General features: G+C 58.8%; 14 protein-coding genes. 6 read left to right on the plus strand and 8 right to left on the minus strand.

All coding sequences use genetic code 11. The features are described 5' to 3' along the window. Window positions 1–34: 34 nt before the first annotated feature. The 3 genes from BN4275_RS00610 to BN4275_RS00620 are packed head-to-tail and all read right to left on the minus strand — an operon-like array spanning window position 35 to window position 4143. The gene (locus BN4275_RS00610; protein ID WP_066452550.1) at window positions 35–1135 is read right to left on the minus strand and encodes a hypothetical protein; all 1101 of its coding nucleotides are present in this window, start codon (window positions 1133–1135) and stop codon (window positions 35–37) included. Between the two features lie 34 nt (window positions 1136–1169). After that, on the minus strand, window positions 1170–2180 hold the full coding sequence (locus tag BN4275_RS00615) for a polyprenyl synthetase family protein (RefSeq protein ID WP_066452552.1): 1011 nt from the start codon (window positions 2178–2180) through the stop codon (window positions 1170–1172). Further along, window positions 2173–4143 carry an NAD(P)/FAD-dependent oxidoreductase gene (locus BN4275_RS00620; protein WP_423230137.1) on the minus strand — a complete coding sequence of 657 codons (1971 nt, stop codon included), beginning with the start codon at window positions 4141–4143 and terminating at the stop codon, window positions 2173–2175. The genes BN4275_RS00615 and BN4275_RS00620 overlap by 8 nt, the downstream gene beginning before the upstream one ends. A 159-nt stretch (window positions 4144–4302) precedes the next feature. Between BN4275_RS00620 and BN4275_RS00625 the strand changes: the two genes are divergently transcribed. From BN4275_RS00625 to BN4275_RS00645, 5 genes are read left to right on the plus strand one after another with little or no spacing between them, the layout of a single operon-like run. Continuing rightward, on the plus strand, window positions 4303–6000 hold the full coding sequence (locus tag BN4275_RS00625) for a menaquinone biosynthesis decarboxylase (RefSeq protein ID WP_066452559.1): 1698 nt from the start codon (window positions 4303–4305) through the stop codon (window positions 5998–6000). Window positions 6001–6025: 25 nt separating this feature from the next. Then, complete coding sequence (locus BN4275_RS00630) at window positions 6026–6898, plus strand: 4-hydroxybenzoate octaprenyltransferase (protein ID WP_066452560.1); 873 nt, start codon at window positions 6026–6028, stop codon at window positions 6896–6898. A gap of 14 nt (window positions 6899–6912) precedes the next feature. Further along, a complete protein-coding gene (locus BN4275_RS00635) occupies window positions 6913–7842 on the plus strand; it encodes an ABC transporter substrate-binding protein (RefSeq protein WP_066452562.1) in 930 nt (309 codons plus the stop codon). A 10-nt stretch (window positions 7843–7852) separates the two neighbouring features. After that, the gene (locus tag BN4275_RS00640; protein ID WP_066452564.1) at window positions 7853–8599 is read left to right on the plus strand and encodes an ATP-binding cassette domain-containing protein; all 747 of its coding nucleotides are present in this window, start codon (window positions 7853–7855) and stop codon (window positions 8597–8599) included. Further along, window positions 8596–9330: an ABC transporter permease gene (locus BN4275_RS00645; RefSeq protein WP_066452565.1), complete on the plus strand. Its 735-nt coding sequence runs from the start codon at window positions 8596–8598 to the stop codon at window positions 9328–9330. The genes BN4275_RS00640 and BN4275_RS00645 overlap by 4 nt, the downstream gene beginning before the upstream one ends. A 59-nt stretch (window positions 9331–9389) precedes the next feature. On the opposite strand, the gene BN4275_RS00650 is transcribed toward BN4275_RS00645, so the two are convergent. The 5 genes from BN4275_RS00650 to BN4275_RS00670 all read right to left on the minus strand — a co-directional run bounded on the left by BN4275_RS00650 (window position 9390) and on the right by BN4275_RS00670 (window position 13537). Beyond that, entirely contained in the window at window positions 9390–10253 is an 864-nt protein-coding gene (locus BN4275_RS00650) for an AraC family transcriptional regulator (RefSeq protein ID WP_066452566.1), read from the minus strand. Window positions 10254–10334: 81 nt separating this feature from the next. Continuing rightward, on the minus strand, window positions 10335–10871 hold the full coding sequence (locus BN4275_RS00655) for a DUF5662 family protein (RefSeq protein ID WP_066452567.1): 537 nt from the start codon (window positions 10869–10871) through the stop codon (window positions 10335–10337). A 20-nt stretch (window positions 10872–10891) separates the two neighbouring features. Next, window positions 10892–11824: a DUF4261 domain-containing protein gene (locus BN4275_RS00660; protein WP_066452571.1), complete on the minus strand. Its 933-nt coding sequence runs from the start codon at window positions 11822–11824 to the stop codon at window positions 10892–10894. A gap of 231 nt (window positions 11825–12055) precedes the next feature. Continuing rightward, a complete protein-coding gene (locus tag BN4275_RS00665) occupies window positions 12056–12475 on the minus strand; it encodes a YjdF family protein (protein ID WP_066452572.1) in 420 nt (139 codons plus the stop codon). A 129-nt stretch (window positions 12476–12604) separates the two neighbouring features. Continuing rightward, window positions 12605–13537: a helix-turn-helix transcriptional regulator gene (locus tag BN4275_RS00670; protein WP_066452574.1), complete on the minus strand. Its 933-nt coding sequence runs from the start codon at window positions 13535–13537 to the stop codon at window positions 12605–12607. Window positions 13538–13693: 156 nt separating this feature from the next. Between BN4275_RS00670 and BN4275_RS00675 the strand changes: the two genes are divergently transcribed. Beyond that, window positions 13694–15085 carry an MATE family efflux transporter gene (locus BN4275_RS00675; RefSeq protein ID WP_242863520.1) on the plus strand — a complete coding sequence of 464 codons (1392 nt, stop codon included), beginning with the start codon at window positions 13694–13696 and terminating at the stop codon, window positions 15083–15085. The last annotated feature ends 16 nt before the right edge of the window (window positions 15086–15101 follow it).

Genomic DNA, 15101 nt, shown 5'->3' on the forward strand with positions numbered 1-15101 from the left:
CGGGTCCCATACGTCCCGTCCTTTCGCATTTTTGTCATCTGGCGCTGTCCGCCGCCTTGCCCAGCGCCAGGTTAAAGTCCCCGACGCTGATCGTGACCGATGCGGCAAGTTCCGCGTCCTGGGGCGAACCGCTGTCGTTCACCGCAATGCCGGACAGTTCATCGGCCGTCTTGCCCAGTGCATACCGCGCGTAATTTTCCGCCTGCTGATACCATTCGAGTCCAATACCGGAAGCCTGTTTCATCCCATAGGCTTCCTTCAGCTCGTTTTTGGTCTGCGGCGCGATGTCCAGACCGGTCGTGATCTTTCCGGTTTTATCGAAGCGCACGCTCGACTGGGAGCCATCCAGAATACAGCTTGTGACACGGCCGTCCGTGCCGAACGACGCCGCCGCATAGATTGAATCCACCTGTGCGAGGCCATCCTCGGCCCCCGCGTCCTTTGATTTTGACATATTCGTCACGGTCCCCATGCCAAGCTTGTCGCCGGCTTTTGCACCGAGCGGTTTCGCGTTCGCAACCGCCTTCTCAATCGAGGCGATCCAGTCTCCGATCGAGATGGTCACCGTGGCCGCGAGTTCCGCGTCCGCCGGCGCGGTCGTTTCGGTCAGGGCAATGCCCTTGATCTCCTCAACCGTCTTCCCGGTCACATAGGCCGCCAGGGCGTTCGCCTGTTCGTACCACTCCTTGCCGATGCCCGAAGCTTTCTTCATGCCGTATTCGCCGCCCAGTTCCTGCTTGGTCCGGAACATGGCCGCCGTATCCGCCAGCAGCTTTCCCTCCTTCGAAAACGGGATCTTTGCCTGCACTGCGTCAATCTTACAGTCGACGATCCGCCCCTGTGCGTCCACAAGCACCGCCACGATGTTTGTGTCCGCCTCAGCCAGCCCGTCCTCCTCGCCAGCGTCTTTTGATTTCGCCACTGAATTGAGTATGGCCAGGCCAGTCGCGAGGCCTTTTCCGGAGGGAGGCGTCTCTGGCCTCTGTTCGGGGACAGCTTCCGGCGCGGTGGATGATGCGCTTTCCGGAGGCGCAGAGGCAAACGGCGAATATCCTTTCGGGAGATTTGATGCGCAGCCCGCCAGCATGGGCGTCGCCAGCACAAGGCTCAAAACAGCCGCCAATAACCTTTTCATGATCGATTTCTCCTTTCAGCTTTGCGAAGCAGGTTCAGCCGTTCTGCTCCGGCTGCTTTGTGGGTCCATGGTAAGCTCTGTCAAGAATTCCCGTCAATCGGGCTTCCTTTTCTTCCGGTACGCCCAGCTGTGCAACCAGCTTTATGGCGCGCTCATAATACCGTTTTGAAAGCCGCCGCGTATCGTCAAGCCCACCGCAGGCGCGCACCGTTTTGTTGAGCGCATCGCGGGAAAGCCCGCCTTGGCGGGCGCGGAGTTTAAAGTCCGCGTCCGTTTCAAGCGCTTTGATAAGCGGCAGCGTGACAACCCCCTGCTCGTAGTCCGACTGGACCGTTTTCTTTGCAGCTGCCTCATCCGATTCAAAATCGGCGCAGTCGTCGGTCAGCTGGAAGATCATCCCCACGCTGCGTCCAAGCCGTTCATAACGGCGAAGGAGCGTTTCATCCTGTGTGCAGAGGATCGCGCCGCCGTGGTAAGCCGCCTCAAAAAGCGCCGCGGTCTTGCCGCGGATGATTTTGAGATAACGCCAGACGGTCAAATCAAAATTGTAGTTGTTCATCTGCTGCTGCAGTTCCCCCAGACAGACCCGCCCCGCGAAATCCGGCAGCCGCAGGCGCAGGTATGTTTCCCGGTCGTTTGCCGCGGCCGCCGCGCGCAGCGCGAGGCTCAACAGATAATCCCCGCAGATGACAGCCGTCCGGCGGCCGAACTTGCGCTGCATGGTGGGAACGCCGCGCCGCAGACTGGCGTCGTCGATCACGTCGTCATGCACCAGTGTCGCCAGGTGCAAAAGCTCCACCGACACCGCAAAGCACACTGCGTCGGCGGGGACTGTCCCGTCCGGAGCCTGCGCGCAGGCAAGCAGGCTTGCCGCGCGGATCATCTTTCCCCGCGCCTCAGCCAGATATCCGGTATAATTCTTAATGAGCCCCGGTGCTGTGGTCAGCGCGCGGCCGACCCGCGCACCGGCCGACCCCAGCGCTTCGTCAAATCCCGGGAATGGTTCGCCCCGGGCGAGATTTCTGATGCCTGCGTTTTCAATCATTGTAGAGATACCACTTTCTTACAAACCGGACATTCTTCCAGCGTTTCTTGAGCCAGGGCATCACATAGTAGTCAAGGCCGATCGTCCGTCCGCCGCCGATGAGCACTGCGATTGCCGCAAAAACCATCCAAAAGGTATTCAGGTAAAGCCCGGTGGTCATGACGAACATCACCTGCAGCACCAGCGAAGCGCCGGATGTCAGGAAGGTGAAGAGTCCTCCGATCAGCGCGAGGCCGATCAAAATTTCTGCCGCCACAACACAAATCTGCATAAACACCTGCATCCCATCGCTTGAGAGGATCACGTGATTGACAAACCAGTTTACCAGCGGGAAGTCGATCTTAAAGGCATAATCCGAGATCGTCGCATGTGTGAGGTCGGACGCGCTCACAAGCGTCACATCGAGAAAACCAAGGATGCGGTAGCTGAACACTGCCACGCCGGTCAAAACCGCTTCCCCTGCGGCGGCTGTCGCGCTCGCCACCGCATCCACCACCGCGACGGCGTTTCGCGCGCCCGCCGCGGAAAGGATCTGGTTGAAAAACTGGTTCGCGCCGCCGAAAAATCCGGTCAGCATTGGGGTGTCCATCCAGCCCTCCACGATCTTCATGGCCCCTTCAAACACCCAGCAAGCCCCAAGCCAGACCCGCAGCGGCACGAGCAAAAAGCTCGGCGTGCGGTTGGAAAAGTGCCCGCCCAGAAAGCTGCGGCAGTCGCGGATGGTGAAAAATTCGTGCTTCAGGTAGCTGAACACCTTGTTCCAGCCGAGCACCTGCACAAAATAGACAACGTTGATGAAATGTTTGACGAACATCGCCAAAAAGGACGGCAGGCTGAACATGTGGTTCGGGGTGCCGACCTGCGCCACACCGTAGCGTCCGCCAACCGACACCATCACGCCGTGGAACTTGGGATTGTATTCCCGCAGTTCCCCCCGCCCGGTCACAAGCGAAACCAGGTTGTGGGCAATGAGTTCAGCGCTCTGTTCGCAGTTTTCAACCATCTGCGGAACCGGATTTTGTTCGCCCTTTGGGACATACATAATATTGTCTCCCGCGACAAACACATCCGCGTGACCGGCAGCGCGCAGGTATTTATCGGTGACAACCCTGCCGCGCCGGGCGGTCTGCAGCGCTTCAGCCGCCTCTGAGACAATATCGCTCGACTCGATCCCAGCTGTCCAGATGACCGTGCCGGCCGGAAAACGTTCCACTCGGCCGTCCTCGCCTTTGAGCTCGATGTAATCTTTGCCAATGCCCGCCACGCCGGTTTCGAGCCGCACCCGCACGCCCATCTTGGCAAGCCTGCGCGCGACCTTATCCGAGAGTTTCTCCGGCAGGATGGGAACGATGCGGTCGAGCACGTCAACCTCAAACATCGAGACTTCGCCAGCGTCAATTTCAAATTTTTCACAGAGCAGCGGCGCCAGTTCCGCGAGCTCCCCCGCCATCTCCACACCGGTGAAGCCCGCGCCGACCACATAGAAGGTCAGCAGCCTGCGGCGTTCGGCCGGATCGGCCTCGCGCGCGGCGCGGCGGAAAACGCGCAGCAAATGCTCGCGCAGGACCACCGCGTCGTCGTAGGACCACAGGGTGTAGGAGATCTCTTCCGCACCCGGCACGCCGAAAAAGGCTGGCTTTGAGCCGGTCGCGAAAACCAGATAATCGTATGGATAAGCGCCGGCCTTGCCTGCGAGCACTCTGTTCTCAAAATCGATCGACAGGACCGAATCGAGCACGACGCGCACATTCCGTCCCGCGAATATCCGTTCCAGGCTGATTTTAATGCTGACCTCGTCCACGCGGTGCGCTGCTACTTCGTGCAGCTCGGTATACATGGTATGGAACGGATTTTTATCGATAATCGTAATTTGCACGTCCTCCTGTTTTTTCAGGCGTTTCGCCAGTTTTTTTGCCGTGAGGACACCTGCATAACCTGCGCCGACAATGACAATATTTTTCAATGCTTTCATCTCCTAACGATCGGCTGCCGGGCCGGCTGACCGGCGAAGCCACATTGGACCCTTCCTTTAGTATTCACCACGGGACGCCACCGATTCAAAACCGCGACCAAAAATCCACTGTTTCTTTTTCAAACATCCCTCACAAAAGGAGGCTTCCCCTTGTCAGGCAAAGATCTGCGCGCCTTCCTGCAGAAACTCGAAGCGCTCGGTGAGCTTTCCCGTATCAAAGCGCCGGTTTCGCCTATTCTGGAAATTACCGAGATTGCCGACCGGGTCAGCAAGGCCCATGGCAGGGCGCTCCTCTTCGAAAACGTGGAGGGCTCCCGCTATCCGGTTTTTATCAATGCGGTGGGCAGCGATTGGCGTATGGCCCTTTCGCTCGGTGCCGAATCGCTTGATGAAATCGCGGACGGCCTTTCTGCCTATCTCGACTTTTCGCATTATACCTCAATCGGCGGCGTTTTATCCTTTTTGCCAAAGCTTTTGCGCCTCACCTGCTGTTTTCCGCTGCGCGTACCCTTGGGAAACGCGGCCTGTCAGCAGGTAGTCGAACGCAGCCCCGACCTTTCCGCCCTGCCGGTACTGCAGTGTTGGCCGCTCGACGGCGGGCGATTCCTCACCCTGCCGCTCGTCTTCACCAAATACCCGGACGCAAAGGTACAGAACATCGGCATGTACCGCATGCAGGTGCTCAGTAAAAACACCACCGCCATACACTGGCAGAAACACAAGGACGGCTCCGCTATCTATGAGGCGTGGCGGGCCCATGGCGGCAGGATGCCGGTTTCGGTGGCGCTCGGCTGCGGACCGGCCGTTTCCTACGCGGCGACCGCGCCGCTGCCGCCGAAGCTTGACGAGCTGATGCTTGCGGGCTTTCTGCAAAAGCGTCCGGTTACGCTCACCCGCTGCGTGACAAACGGGCTCTGGGTTCCGTGTGACGCGCAGTTCGTGCTCGAAGGCTATGTGGACACCGAAGAGGCGCCGATCCGGGAAGGGCCGTTTGGAGATCACACCGGTTACTATTCGCTCGCGGACTGGTACCCGCGCTTTCATGTGACCTGCATCACCCGGCAAAGAAATCCCATCTACCCCGCTACGGTCGTGGGCCGTCCTCCGATGGAGGACTGTTACCTGGCCAAAGCCACCGAACGGATTTTCCTGCCCATCCTGCGGATCTCAATACCGCAGCTCGCGGATCTGAGCCTGCCGTTCCCGGGCGTTTTCCACAACTGCGCGGTCGTATCGGTGAAAAATGATTTTCCCGGCGCGGCGCGCACCGTGATGAACGCAATTTGGGGAATGGGACAGATGCGCTGTACCAAGCTCATCGTCGCGGTGGATGCCGGGGTCGACCCGAGCAGCTACGATGCGGTCGTTTCAGCCATCCTGCAAAATACCGATTTTGAAAAGGACCTGGTCATTTCAATGGGCCCGCTCGACGCGCTTGACCACAGTTCGGACCAAGCGCTCTACGGCGCCCGGCTCGGCGTGGATGCGGCGCGCAAGCCGGGCGCACGCATCCGCACCGGTAAGCTTCATTTTCTGCCGGTACAAAAATCCGCCGCAGGGGATGGGAAGCGCGCCGCCGAAGCCTTCCTGCGAAGCAGCCCGGATGTAAAGCTCGCGGTCGCGGTCGATGACACGGTGAATCTTTGCAACCGTCAGGAAGTGCTCTGGCGCGTATTTAATAACATCGACGCGGCCCGCGACCTCACGGTCGAAAACGGACGCGCGGCGCTCGACGCAACCACCAAACTGCCGTCAGAAGGGCTCACCCGCCCGTGGCCGCAGGACATCATGATGTCCCCTGATATCCGTGAGCAGGTCGACCGGCGCTGGGAAGAATACGGGCTTTGAATCTCTTTGAACGGAAGGCGAAACGATGAATCCGATTAAAAAACTGATCCGAAAGCTCCATGATTACGGTAAGCTCGTGATGTTTGGCCACACGGTGTTCTCCCTGTCGTTCGGGCTGGTGGCTCTGCTTGCCGCGTCAGACGGTAGGCCGCTGCCGCGGGTCGTCTTTTGGGCAACCGCCGCCTTTCTCGGCGCGCGCACCGGCGCGAACGCCTTGAACCGCGCGGTGGACGCGAAGATCGACGCAAAGAATCCCCGTACCGCGAACCGCCAGATCCCACGCGGCGAAATCTCGGTGGCGGAGACGGTAATTTTTACGCTTCTCTGTTTCGCGGGGATGGTTCTTGGCGCCTATATGCTGAACCCCCTCTGCCTTGTCCTGTCGCCCGCCGCGCTTTTCCTCATGTTCATCTATTCCTACACAAAGCGATTCACCTGGCTGTGTCATCTGGTGCTCGGCGTGACCTGCGCCTGCGCGCCGGTGGGCGCGTGGCTCGCGGTGACCGGCCGGTTTTCTCTGCCGCCGCTGCTGCTCGGAGCAGCAAACTGCTTGTGGACCGCCGGATTCGACATCATTTACGGCTCGCAGGACTACGATTTTGACAAAGCGAACGGATTGCACTCGATTCCGGTGCGCTTCGGGATCAAAAGTGGGCTTCGCATCAGCACCGGTTTCCATGTGGCTGCGCTCGGCTGTCTTGCCGCCTTCGGCCTTATTTCCCCGCTGATGGGCCCGCTTTACGGTACGGGGCTCCTAGTGATCGCCGGGCTCATGGCGGTGCAGCACCGGCTTGTTTCGCCAGGACGGCTCGAAAACGTGACCTTTGCATCCTACAGCGTCAGTCAGCTCACCAGCCTCACGCTGCTCTTGTTCGGCGTGCTCGACATCTATCTTTGAAAGGAGCCTTTCCCATGCGGTTTTTGCGCGTTTCCCTCGCCCTGCTGCTCACGGGGCTCTCGGCCTTCTCTCTCTTCTCCTGCGGCAAGCAGGAGGAAACCGGCGCGCTGCGCGTCGGGGTCATGTATTCCTCGGACGTCATCCCGCTCGCGGTTATGAAAAACCAGAAGCTCGATGAGAAGCATGGCGTAAATTTGGAGATGCAGATTTTTTCCTCCGCGAAAGACCGCGACGCGGCGCTGCAGGCGGGCGAGCTTGACGGGGTTTTCACCGACTTTGTAGGCATATGCATCTACCAGAACGCCGGACTGGACGTGAAGATCACCGGCATGACCGACGGCGACTACCTGCTGCTTGCCGGATCAGGCACCGGGATCACTTCGCTTGCCGGCGCCGCAGGAGGGCGGATCGCCATCTCGGAAAACACCCTGATCGAATATGCGCTCGACACGATCCTCACACAGGAGGGCTATACGCCTGATTATCTGCGCAAGGAGCTCGTCCCGCGCATCCCCGACCGGCTTGAAATGCTGCGCGCCGGCGGCGTGGAGCTCTGCCTGCTTCCTGAGCCCTTCGCCACCATCGCAAAGCGGGACGGCGCCGCGCTGCTCGGCAGTGCGAACGCAGCCGGCCTCTATCCGGCGGTTTCGGCCTTCACGCGGGACGCGATCAGAGAAAAAGCGGATCTGATTAAAAAGTTGTACAGCGCCTATGACGAAGCGGTGGATTATATCAACGAAACGCCGGTATCGGAATTTGAATCGGTGGTGATTGAAAGCGCGGGCTTCCCGGAGGAGCTCGCGGGCGGCATTGAATTGCCGGTTTTTCGCAAAAACGCCCTGCCCAGCGAGAGGGACCTGGCCGCCGCAATCGCATGGGCTTCCCGAAAAGGGCTCTGCGATGCGGCCCTCACCCCCAAAAGCCTGCTTGGCAGGCTTTCCTAGGCAGCGCGCCATGCTTACAGTGGAAAATCTGCGGGTGGGCTATCCCCGCGCGAAAGCACCGGTCATCGACGGGCTTTCGTTCAGCCTGTCCTCCGGCGGCGTACTGGCGGTTTTAGGGCCGTCCGGCTGCGGCAAAACAACGCTCCTAAACCTGCTTGGCGGGACAATGGCACCGCAGGCAGGTTCGGTTTCCTTCTCTGGAAAGCCGCTCACACCCGAAAAAGTATCCATCGGGCTTATCCCACAGCATTACGGCCTGCTCCCCTGGAAAACCGTCCGGGAAAATATCCGATTCTGTTCGGATTTGCGCGGAAATACGGATGAAACCGCGCTACAAAAACTCTGCGCACGGCTTGGCCTGCTGCCGCTCCTTGGCCGGTATCCGCGGGAATTGAGCGGCGGACAGGCGCAACGGACCGCGCTGGCGCGCGCTTTGCTTATGCAGCCGCAGCTTCTGCTGATGGACGAACCGTTCGCCGCGCTTGACGCGGCCGCGGCCTGGCACGCAAAGCTCCTCTGCCAGAATCTGCTCGCCGAATGCGGCGCGACTGCAATTATCGTCACTCACCGGCCCGAAGAAGCACTTTTCCTCGCCGGGCAGATCGCGGTGATGCAGCCGGGCGGGCGGTTCCGCCTCGTCGCCGAAAATCCCTGGAGAGGGATTGACGGCTGCGATGCTCCCGGCTTCCACACTTTTTCACGGCGGCTGCGGACAGCGCTTTTGCAGGCCGCCGGAGAGGGAGGGGGGAATTTTTGAAAAAATGCGTGTGTTTTCTGCTTGGATTTGTGACGCTCAACCTGCTGTGGCTGGCAGCGGCACTGCTGCTAGGCACCCGCGCGCTACCGGGTCCTTTCACTGTCTATGCACATTTCGGCGAGGTGTTTTCGTCTGGAATTATCTCCCATATCGGCGCAAGCCTTCTTCGGATTGCAACGGCTTTGCTGCTTGCATTTGCATGCGGCGTTCCAATCGGGCTTTTGATGGCGTCTTCTGCCCACTGGGGCAGGCTTCTGCATCCGCTTGTCTACTTTTCCTATCCCATTCCCAAGACCGCTCTGCTGCCGGTCGCGATGCTGCTGCTCGGGCTGGGAGACGGCTCAAAGGTGCTAATCCTTTCGCTCACGGTACTTTTTCAGGTGATCGTGGCCGCGCGCGACGCGGCCGCCGGGATCGACCCGGGTTTTTACCAGGTGGCAATCAGCGCCGGAGCCCCAAAAAGCGCGCTTCTTTGGCAGATCACCCTGCCCGCCATCCTGCCGGAACTGTTTACCAGTCTGCGCATCGGCATGGGCACCTCGCTGGCGGTGCTCCTGCTGGTGGAGGCTTACGGAACCCGTGCCGGGGTCGGCTACTATATCCTCGATGCGTGGTCTCGGATCGATTACACCGAAATGTACGGCGGCATCATTGTGATTTCGCTCACCGGCGCGGCGCTTTTCCTTGCGGCAGATCTGCTCTTTGCGAAGCTCTGCCGCTGGAAAAGCTGACGGAATCTATCAAAAAAGCGGCCCCGGAAAATCCGGGGCCGCTTTTTCTGGTATTTCGATTAAGCTTCCTGTTTGCGCACCGGCAGCCATACCTCGAACATCGCGTCCTGCGGGTTTGGAGTGGTATAAAGCTCAATGTCCGGAGCGTCGGCGTATTCATAACCGGAGGTGGGCAGCCATTCGGTAACCGCGCGCTTTTCGATCTCCTGAATCGCGCCCGGCATCGGGCCGGTCCCCGGAAACACCGCCCAGGTACAGGCTGGGACGGTATACTCCTGGGCACCCGGCAAGCCTTCCGGCACCGGAAGGTTTGACGCGACGCCGATATAGTAGGCCCAATCGTCCCCGCTCATACAGGCACTCACACCGAGCACGCCTTTTGGTTCGCTGTCCATCAGCGCGGCCAGCTTTTCCACCGCGCCGCTCATTGCAGCGCGGGCCCACATCTGCGGCACCAGCTCAAAATTTTTCTCCAGATCCCGGTCGAGCGGCTCACAGAGCCCCACGATCCGGAACGCTTCCCGTTTGACAATCCGATAATCCATTTCGGTATCCCCTTTGACGGTAATTTTGAAGCTGATCCGACCATATGCCTTGAGCGGCGCGCCTTGCTTTTGCGCGGCGGAAGGCGGCACCCCATGTACGTTCTGAAAGGCCCGGCTGAACGCCGTGGGCGATTCGTAGCCATACCGCAGCGCGGTGTCGAGCACCTTTGCGCCGTTTTGCAGGTCGAAGGCCGCCCGGGTCATCCGCCTGCGGCGGATATATTCCGAAAGCGGTATCCCCGTGATATAGGGGAACATCCTCTGAAAATGATAGACCGAACAGCATGCGAGCCGCGCCGCCGCCGAAAGGTCGATCTTCCCATCAAGATTGCCTTCAATATAGTCCAGTGCTTCGTTCATCCGGTCCAGCCATTCCATGGTTTCCTCAGCTCCTTACTGCCATCTTACCAGTTTTCCCGCCCCGGTTCCTCGCATTCCCTGCACAAAACTGCGCGGTCGCTACCCGCCTTTGCCGAGCACCTGCCTGCGGATATGGGCAAAGGTTTTTTGCTCCCCTTCGTTTCGCAGCATCAAGAGCAGCTCCTCAAGCAGTGCGCGGGTTTCGGGATGGATCAGGTAATGGTCGCGGGAATGCAGAAAATATTCGTACGGATCGGCATCGGTATAGGCGCCTCTGCGATAGGTCTTGCTGGCCGCGATACGGTCGCAAACCATCTCCGCAACATAGTTTACCGGCATCTTCATGCCCGCCATCCGAAAGTCCTCCCGCGGGCTGTAATCGATCCAATACTCCAGATGGTGCTTATTGCGGCCTTTGTGATGCAGCCAGGCCGCGCTGTAGCCTTTTTCCAGCCGTTCCGCCTCATTTGGGCTGCGGCTGCCCTGAAAATATTTCGCCCCGGCCATAAATTCAACCGGCGTGTACTTTGAAAGATCGTGCAGCAGGCCCTGCTTATAAAGTCCGACCGCAAAGCAATGCTTCATCACCAGCCACTTGTGATGATTGATCGTGCACAAATGCCCCCACCATTTCATTCTTTCCTCTGGCTCCCCATTCATTCATTTTCCAATTCGCCACAGGAAGCCTTTGCAGGCTTCCGAAAAACAGCGCGTTCCGGGTCCTCCTGCCGCCTGCCCGCGGCATATCTTCCCGGATTCAGGTCGAGCACCACACGGCTCGGCTGGATGAGCGAATTCTCATGCTGGCAATGCCACCTTTCATCCCCGCCAAGCCCCGGAACGGTTTCTCCATCCGCAATGACATCGCCTTTCTCGAACAGGTAAGCAGCCACATTGAACACCAGCCCAACCACCTCATTCGGGTCAAGCGTGTGGAAATGGCACTGCACATCCGGCAGGCCAAGTGCAAAAAGCCCCATTGAGTCCGCGAGATATTCCTCCCGCCCCGCGATATTAAAAAAGCGCAGGTTGATCCCGCCGTGTAAAAACCGCAGCGCGCCCTCATATGGGTTATCCCGGCACTGGTCCGCTGTCATCAGCTTCCCACTCACCGGGAACCGCACCGCGGCGCAGTCCGGGAACCATTCCCACGCCAGCTCAAGCCAGCCCTGCAAAAGTTCCGCCCGCTCGGCATATGGCAAGCCAGCAGCCATCCAATCGCCGAGCAGCACCTTGTAGCGGCACCGTGCAAGCAGCGCATCCGCGTTCTCCACATTCCAGTACTGGCTTCGCTCAAAACCAGTGACTGTCTGCGGATCGAACGGCAGATAGCCGCCGATTGAAATTCCGGCCGGGAAGGTCTTTTTGTCCCGATAGGCGACCGGCTTATCCTTGAGATGAAAGATATACATTTGTTCGCTGTCAAACATCATATCGGTCCGGCCAATTTTCTCCCCAATCCGCCGCGCAATTTCATCCGCGGCGGGCAGTTTCCCCTCCCGTTCGAAAAGCAGCTCAATAAAATATGCGGCGGGAAATTCCGCCTTGGAATCGGGGTCCTGGTGGAATTCTTTTTGTTCTTCGCGCATCTGGGCCTCCTGTTCGTCCGGCATAACCGGCACTTTTATCATTTATTCCATTGGCCATTGGGCGCAGGTTTGCACAGCGGACGGACCGCCCTGCGCATAAGCCCGGTACAACAGCCGCTCTGCGGCTATTGTACCACATCCCTGCGATACATAAAACGTTTAACTTATGAACCTTTGGCAAAAACGCGCAGGGATAGGCGTCCCTGCGCGTTTTTGCCAAAGGCGCCCGTTTCAGCCGCCCCGGTGTTTTTCTTTTTTCTTTTGCTGGCGCAGCTCGAATTTCCGCTGCTTTTGTGCGGCGGAAAAATTTTTCCGCCGGGCTTTGCGTTCAGCCTTTCCCGCTTCATGCATCTGCCTCAGCGCCTGCTGCGCCTTGGTGCCGACGCCGGACTGGGAAAGTCCAGCCGCAATCTGCCGCTGCATCCGTTTGGGATTTGGCCTGCGTACGCCTTCCCTGTCTGCCGCGACCGGCGGACTAAAACGCAGGCGGGTGTAATTTTTGAGGAGACATGCATAGACCTCATAATCCTTCGGCTCAGCGCCAAAAACGATCCGGGCGGCCTCAAGCCTGCCGTTTTCAACCCGTTCAATCACGCCTACCCAGAACGGGTCCTCAAAATACACGGTAAACCGCGCTGTGATGCTGCACATCAAAAGATCCCTCCCATCAGAATAAATTCCCGCAAGGAATGGACAACCCTGGGAGGGCAGGTTACTGACAGCCTTTCAGCTGCGCCCGGACTACCTACCGGGCCGTGTTTTTATCCCTGCGCATTCATTTTACGCTTTTTTGCCTTCGTCCGCAAGCGGGTGCGGAGTTTGATAGGCCTTCTGCATCTGTTCGAGCCGTTTTTGCATTCCTTCACGCACCCACGCCGGCCCGAGCACCTGTGCCTGCGGGCCGAGCGACAAAAGAAAGCTGAACACCCATTCACCGGCCGCGGCCTGCATTTTAACCAGAAATCCACCGTCTGGCAGGCGCTCGACCTGTTCCGGGGGGAACTCGTCATACACCCGATAGGCGAGTCCCGCGTCCAGACGCAGCCGCAGGGTAATCATCTCGATTGACGCCGCGTTTGAAAAAATCATGTCGGGCGCTTCCCGGGTCACCTGTTCCCCGGTGAGTTCCACGCGGCGCATCCGTCCGCATTTAAAAAGCCGGAAGCCCTGCCGCTGCCGGCAGAAGCCATAAAGATACCATCCACGGCCCTTGAACAGGAGCTTGAGCGGCTCAACCTGCCGGCGGGAGGCCACTCCGTTCGCGCCGAAATAGTCGAAAACAATCACCCGGCGGCACTGCACCGCTTCCTGCAAAAGCGAAAACTGCACCTGTTTGTCCGCGCCGTCCCCCCATGGGGAAAGGTCCACCTCCAGCCAGGTGTTCTGCGGCCTGCCAAAAAGCGCCGCCAGCTTTTGGAGAGCGGCCTTGGCTTCGGGCACGTCCAGCGCGCTCAGTCCCTGCAGACCCGCGAGCAGCCGGTCCTGCTCCCCTTCGGTGAGCAGCGATCGGCCCAGCACAAATTGTTCCATCATCCGGATGCCCCCGCCTTTTCCACGGTCGGTATACACCGGGATTCCCGCGCCCGAAAGGATTTCCAGGTCGCGGTAGATGGTGCGGGTTGAGACTTCGAACCGCTCTGCCAGTTCGGCCGCGGTCATCCTGCCGCGTTCGATGAGCAGGTATGTAATTTCAAACAGCCGGTTTATCTGCATGGCGGCCGCCTCCTTTTCCATCCTCATCATATCACACAAACCGGACACCAGAAAGTCATATTTGGAAAAGTCCTGTCCCTCCCCGGATTGATTGCTTTTCCCATCGGAAAGGTGTAAACTAAAAAAAGATTACACTGGAAGCGGAGGCAATTTACCGTGCACCTCATCCATATCGATAAAATTCTGCGCAAGACCCCGGCCGCCGGGGAAATCCCGGATGAACGGGAGCTTTTACAAAACACAATGCAGGTCGCGTGGCCGTCGATCGTGGAATCTTTTCTGGTGAGCCTTGTCGGCATGATCGATATGATCATGGTCGGTTCACTCGGCTCCTATGCAATTGCGGCGGTTGGGCTCACCACCCAGCCGAAATTTATCGGGCTTGCGATCTTCGTCTCGCTCAATGTGGCTGTTTCCGCCCTGGTTGCGCGCAGGCGCGGCGAACAGGATCAGGAAAGCGCCAACAAGGTGCTCGTGCAGGCGCTTCTCATCACGCTGGGGCTCACGGTGGTTGTCACGGCGCTCTGCGTGGGGTTTGCCGACCAGATCATCCGTTTTGCCGGTTCCGCGCCGGACACCCACGCGGATGCGGTCGCGTACTTCAGGATCATCATGGGAGGGCTCATCTTCAACTCGGTCACACTGGTGATCAATGCCGCCCAGCGCGGCGCGGGCAACACCCGTATTGCCATGCGCACCAATATGGTTTCCAACGGGGTGAACCTCCTTTTCAATTACCTGCTGATCGGCGGCAATTTTGGTTTTCCCAAGCTTGGCGTCAAAGGCGCGGCGATCGCAACGGTTATCGGCACCGTATTCGGACTTGTCCTGAGCGTCCGTTCGGTCTCTCATCCCGACCAGTTTTTGTATTTCCACGGCCTGCGGCATGTGCGTTTTGACCGGCGGACCATCCGCACCATCACCAGCATCTCCTCCAGCACGCTGGCGGAACAGGTCTTTTTGCGGATCGGCTTTTTCACCTACGCTATCATCGTTGCCCATCTTGGCACCGTGGCGTTCGCCGCGCACCAGATCGGCATGAATCTGCTGACCATCAACTTTTCCCTCGGCGACGGGCTTTCCGCTGCTTCAATCGCCCTGGTCGGCCGCAGCCTTGGGGAAAACCGCGCTGACCTCGCGCGCATCTACGGCAGCGTCTGCCAGCGGATCGGGCTTTTCTTCTCCTGTGTCCTGGCTGTTATTTACCTTTCTGTAGGGAAATATATCTTTATGCTTTTTTCGCAGGAAGCGCAAATCCTTGCTTTCGCACCGGTCATCATCACTCCCATGATCCTCATCGTTTTCATGCAGATTGCAAACGTCACTTTTTCCGGCTGCCTGCGCGCCGCCGGAGATACCGTTTTCGTCGCGGTTGTTTCGCTCATCAGCGTCACCTTTATCCGCCCGTTTTCCGGCTGGCTCTTCTGTTATCCGCTGCAAATGGGCCTGATGGGCGCGTGGCTCGGTCTCACCGTGGATCAGGCGCTGCGTTCTCTTCTAAACGGCCTGCGTTTTGCCGGCGGCCGTTGGACCAAAATCAAAATATAAAATTTTCAAGGAGTAT

Origin of the sequence: Anaerotruncus rubiinfantis (assembly GCF_900078395.1) — a bacterium.
Classification (GTDB): Bacteria; Bacillota; Clostridia; order Oscillospirales; family Ruminococcaceae; genus Anaerotruncus; species Anaerotruncus rubiinfantis.

Bases quoted from the DNA above. Each gene is read 5' to 3' on its own strand.
- BN4275_RS00670 (WP_066452574.1), bottom strand. From the start codon at position 13,537: ATGCAGATAAACCGGCTGTTTGAAATTACATACCTGCTCATCGAACGC.
- BN4275_RS00635 (WP_066452562.1), top strand. From the start codon at position 6,913: ATGCGGTTTTTGCGCGTTTCCCTCGCCCTGCTGCTCACGGGGCTCTCG.
- BN4275_RS00655 (WP_066452567.1), bottom strand. From the start codon at position 10,871: ATGAAATGGTGGGGGCATTTGTGCACGATCAATCATCACAAGTGGCTG.
- BN4275_RS00615 (WP_066452552.1), bottom strand. From the start codon at position 2,180: ATGATTGAAAACGCAGGCATCAGAAATCTCGCCCGGGGCGAACCATTC.
- BN4275_RS00650 (WP_066452566.1), bottom strand. From the start codon at position 10,253: ATGGAATGGCTGGACCGGATGAACGAAGCACTGGACTATATTGAAGGC.
- BN4275_RS00665 (WP_066452572.1), bottom strand. From the start codon at position 12,475: ATGTGCAGCATCACAGCGCGGTTTACCGTGTATTTTGAGGACCCGTTC.
- BN4275_RS00640 (WP_066452564.1), top strand. From the start codon at position 7,853: ATGCTTACAGTGGAAAATCTGCGGGTGGGCTATCCCCGCGCGAAAGCA.
- BN4275_RS00610 (WP_066452550.1), bottom strand. From the start codon at position 1,135: ATGAAAAGGTTATTGGCGGCTGTTTTGAGCCTTGTGCTGGCGACGCCC.
- BN4275_RS00660 (WP_066452571.1), bottom strand. From the start codon at position 11,824: ATGCGCGAAGAACAAAAAGAATTCCACCAGGACCCCGATTCCAAGGCG.
- BN4275_RS00630 (WP_066452560.1), top strand. From the start codon at position 6,026: ATGAATCCGATTAAAAAACTGATCCGAAAGCTCCATGATTACGGTAAG.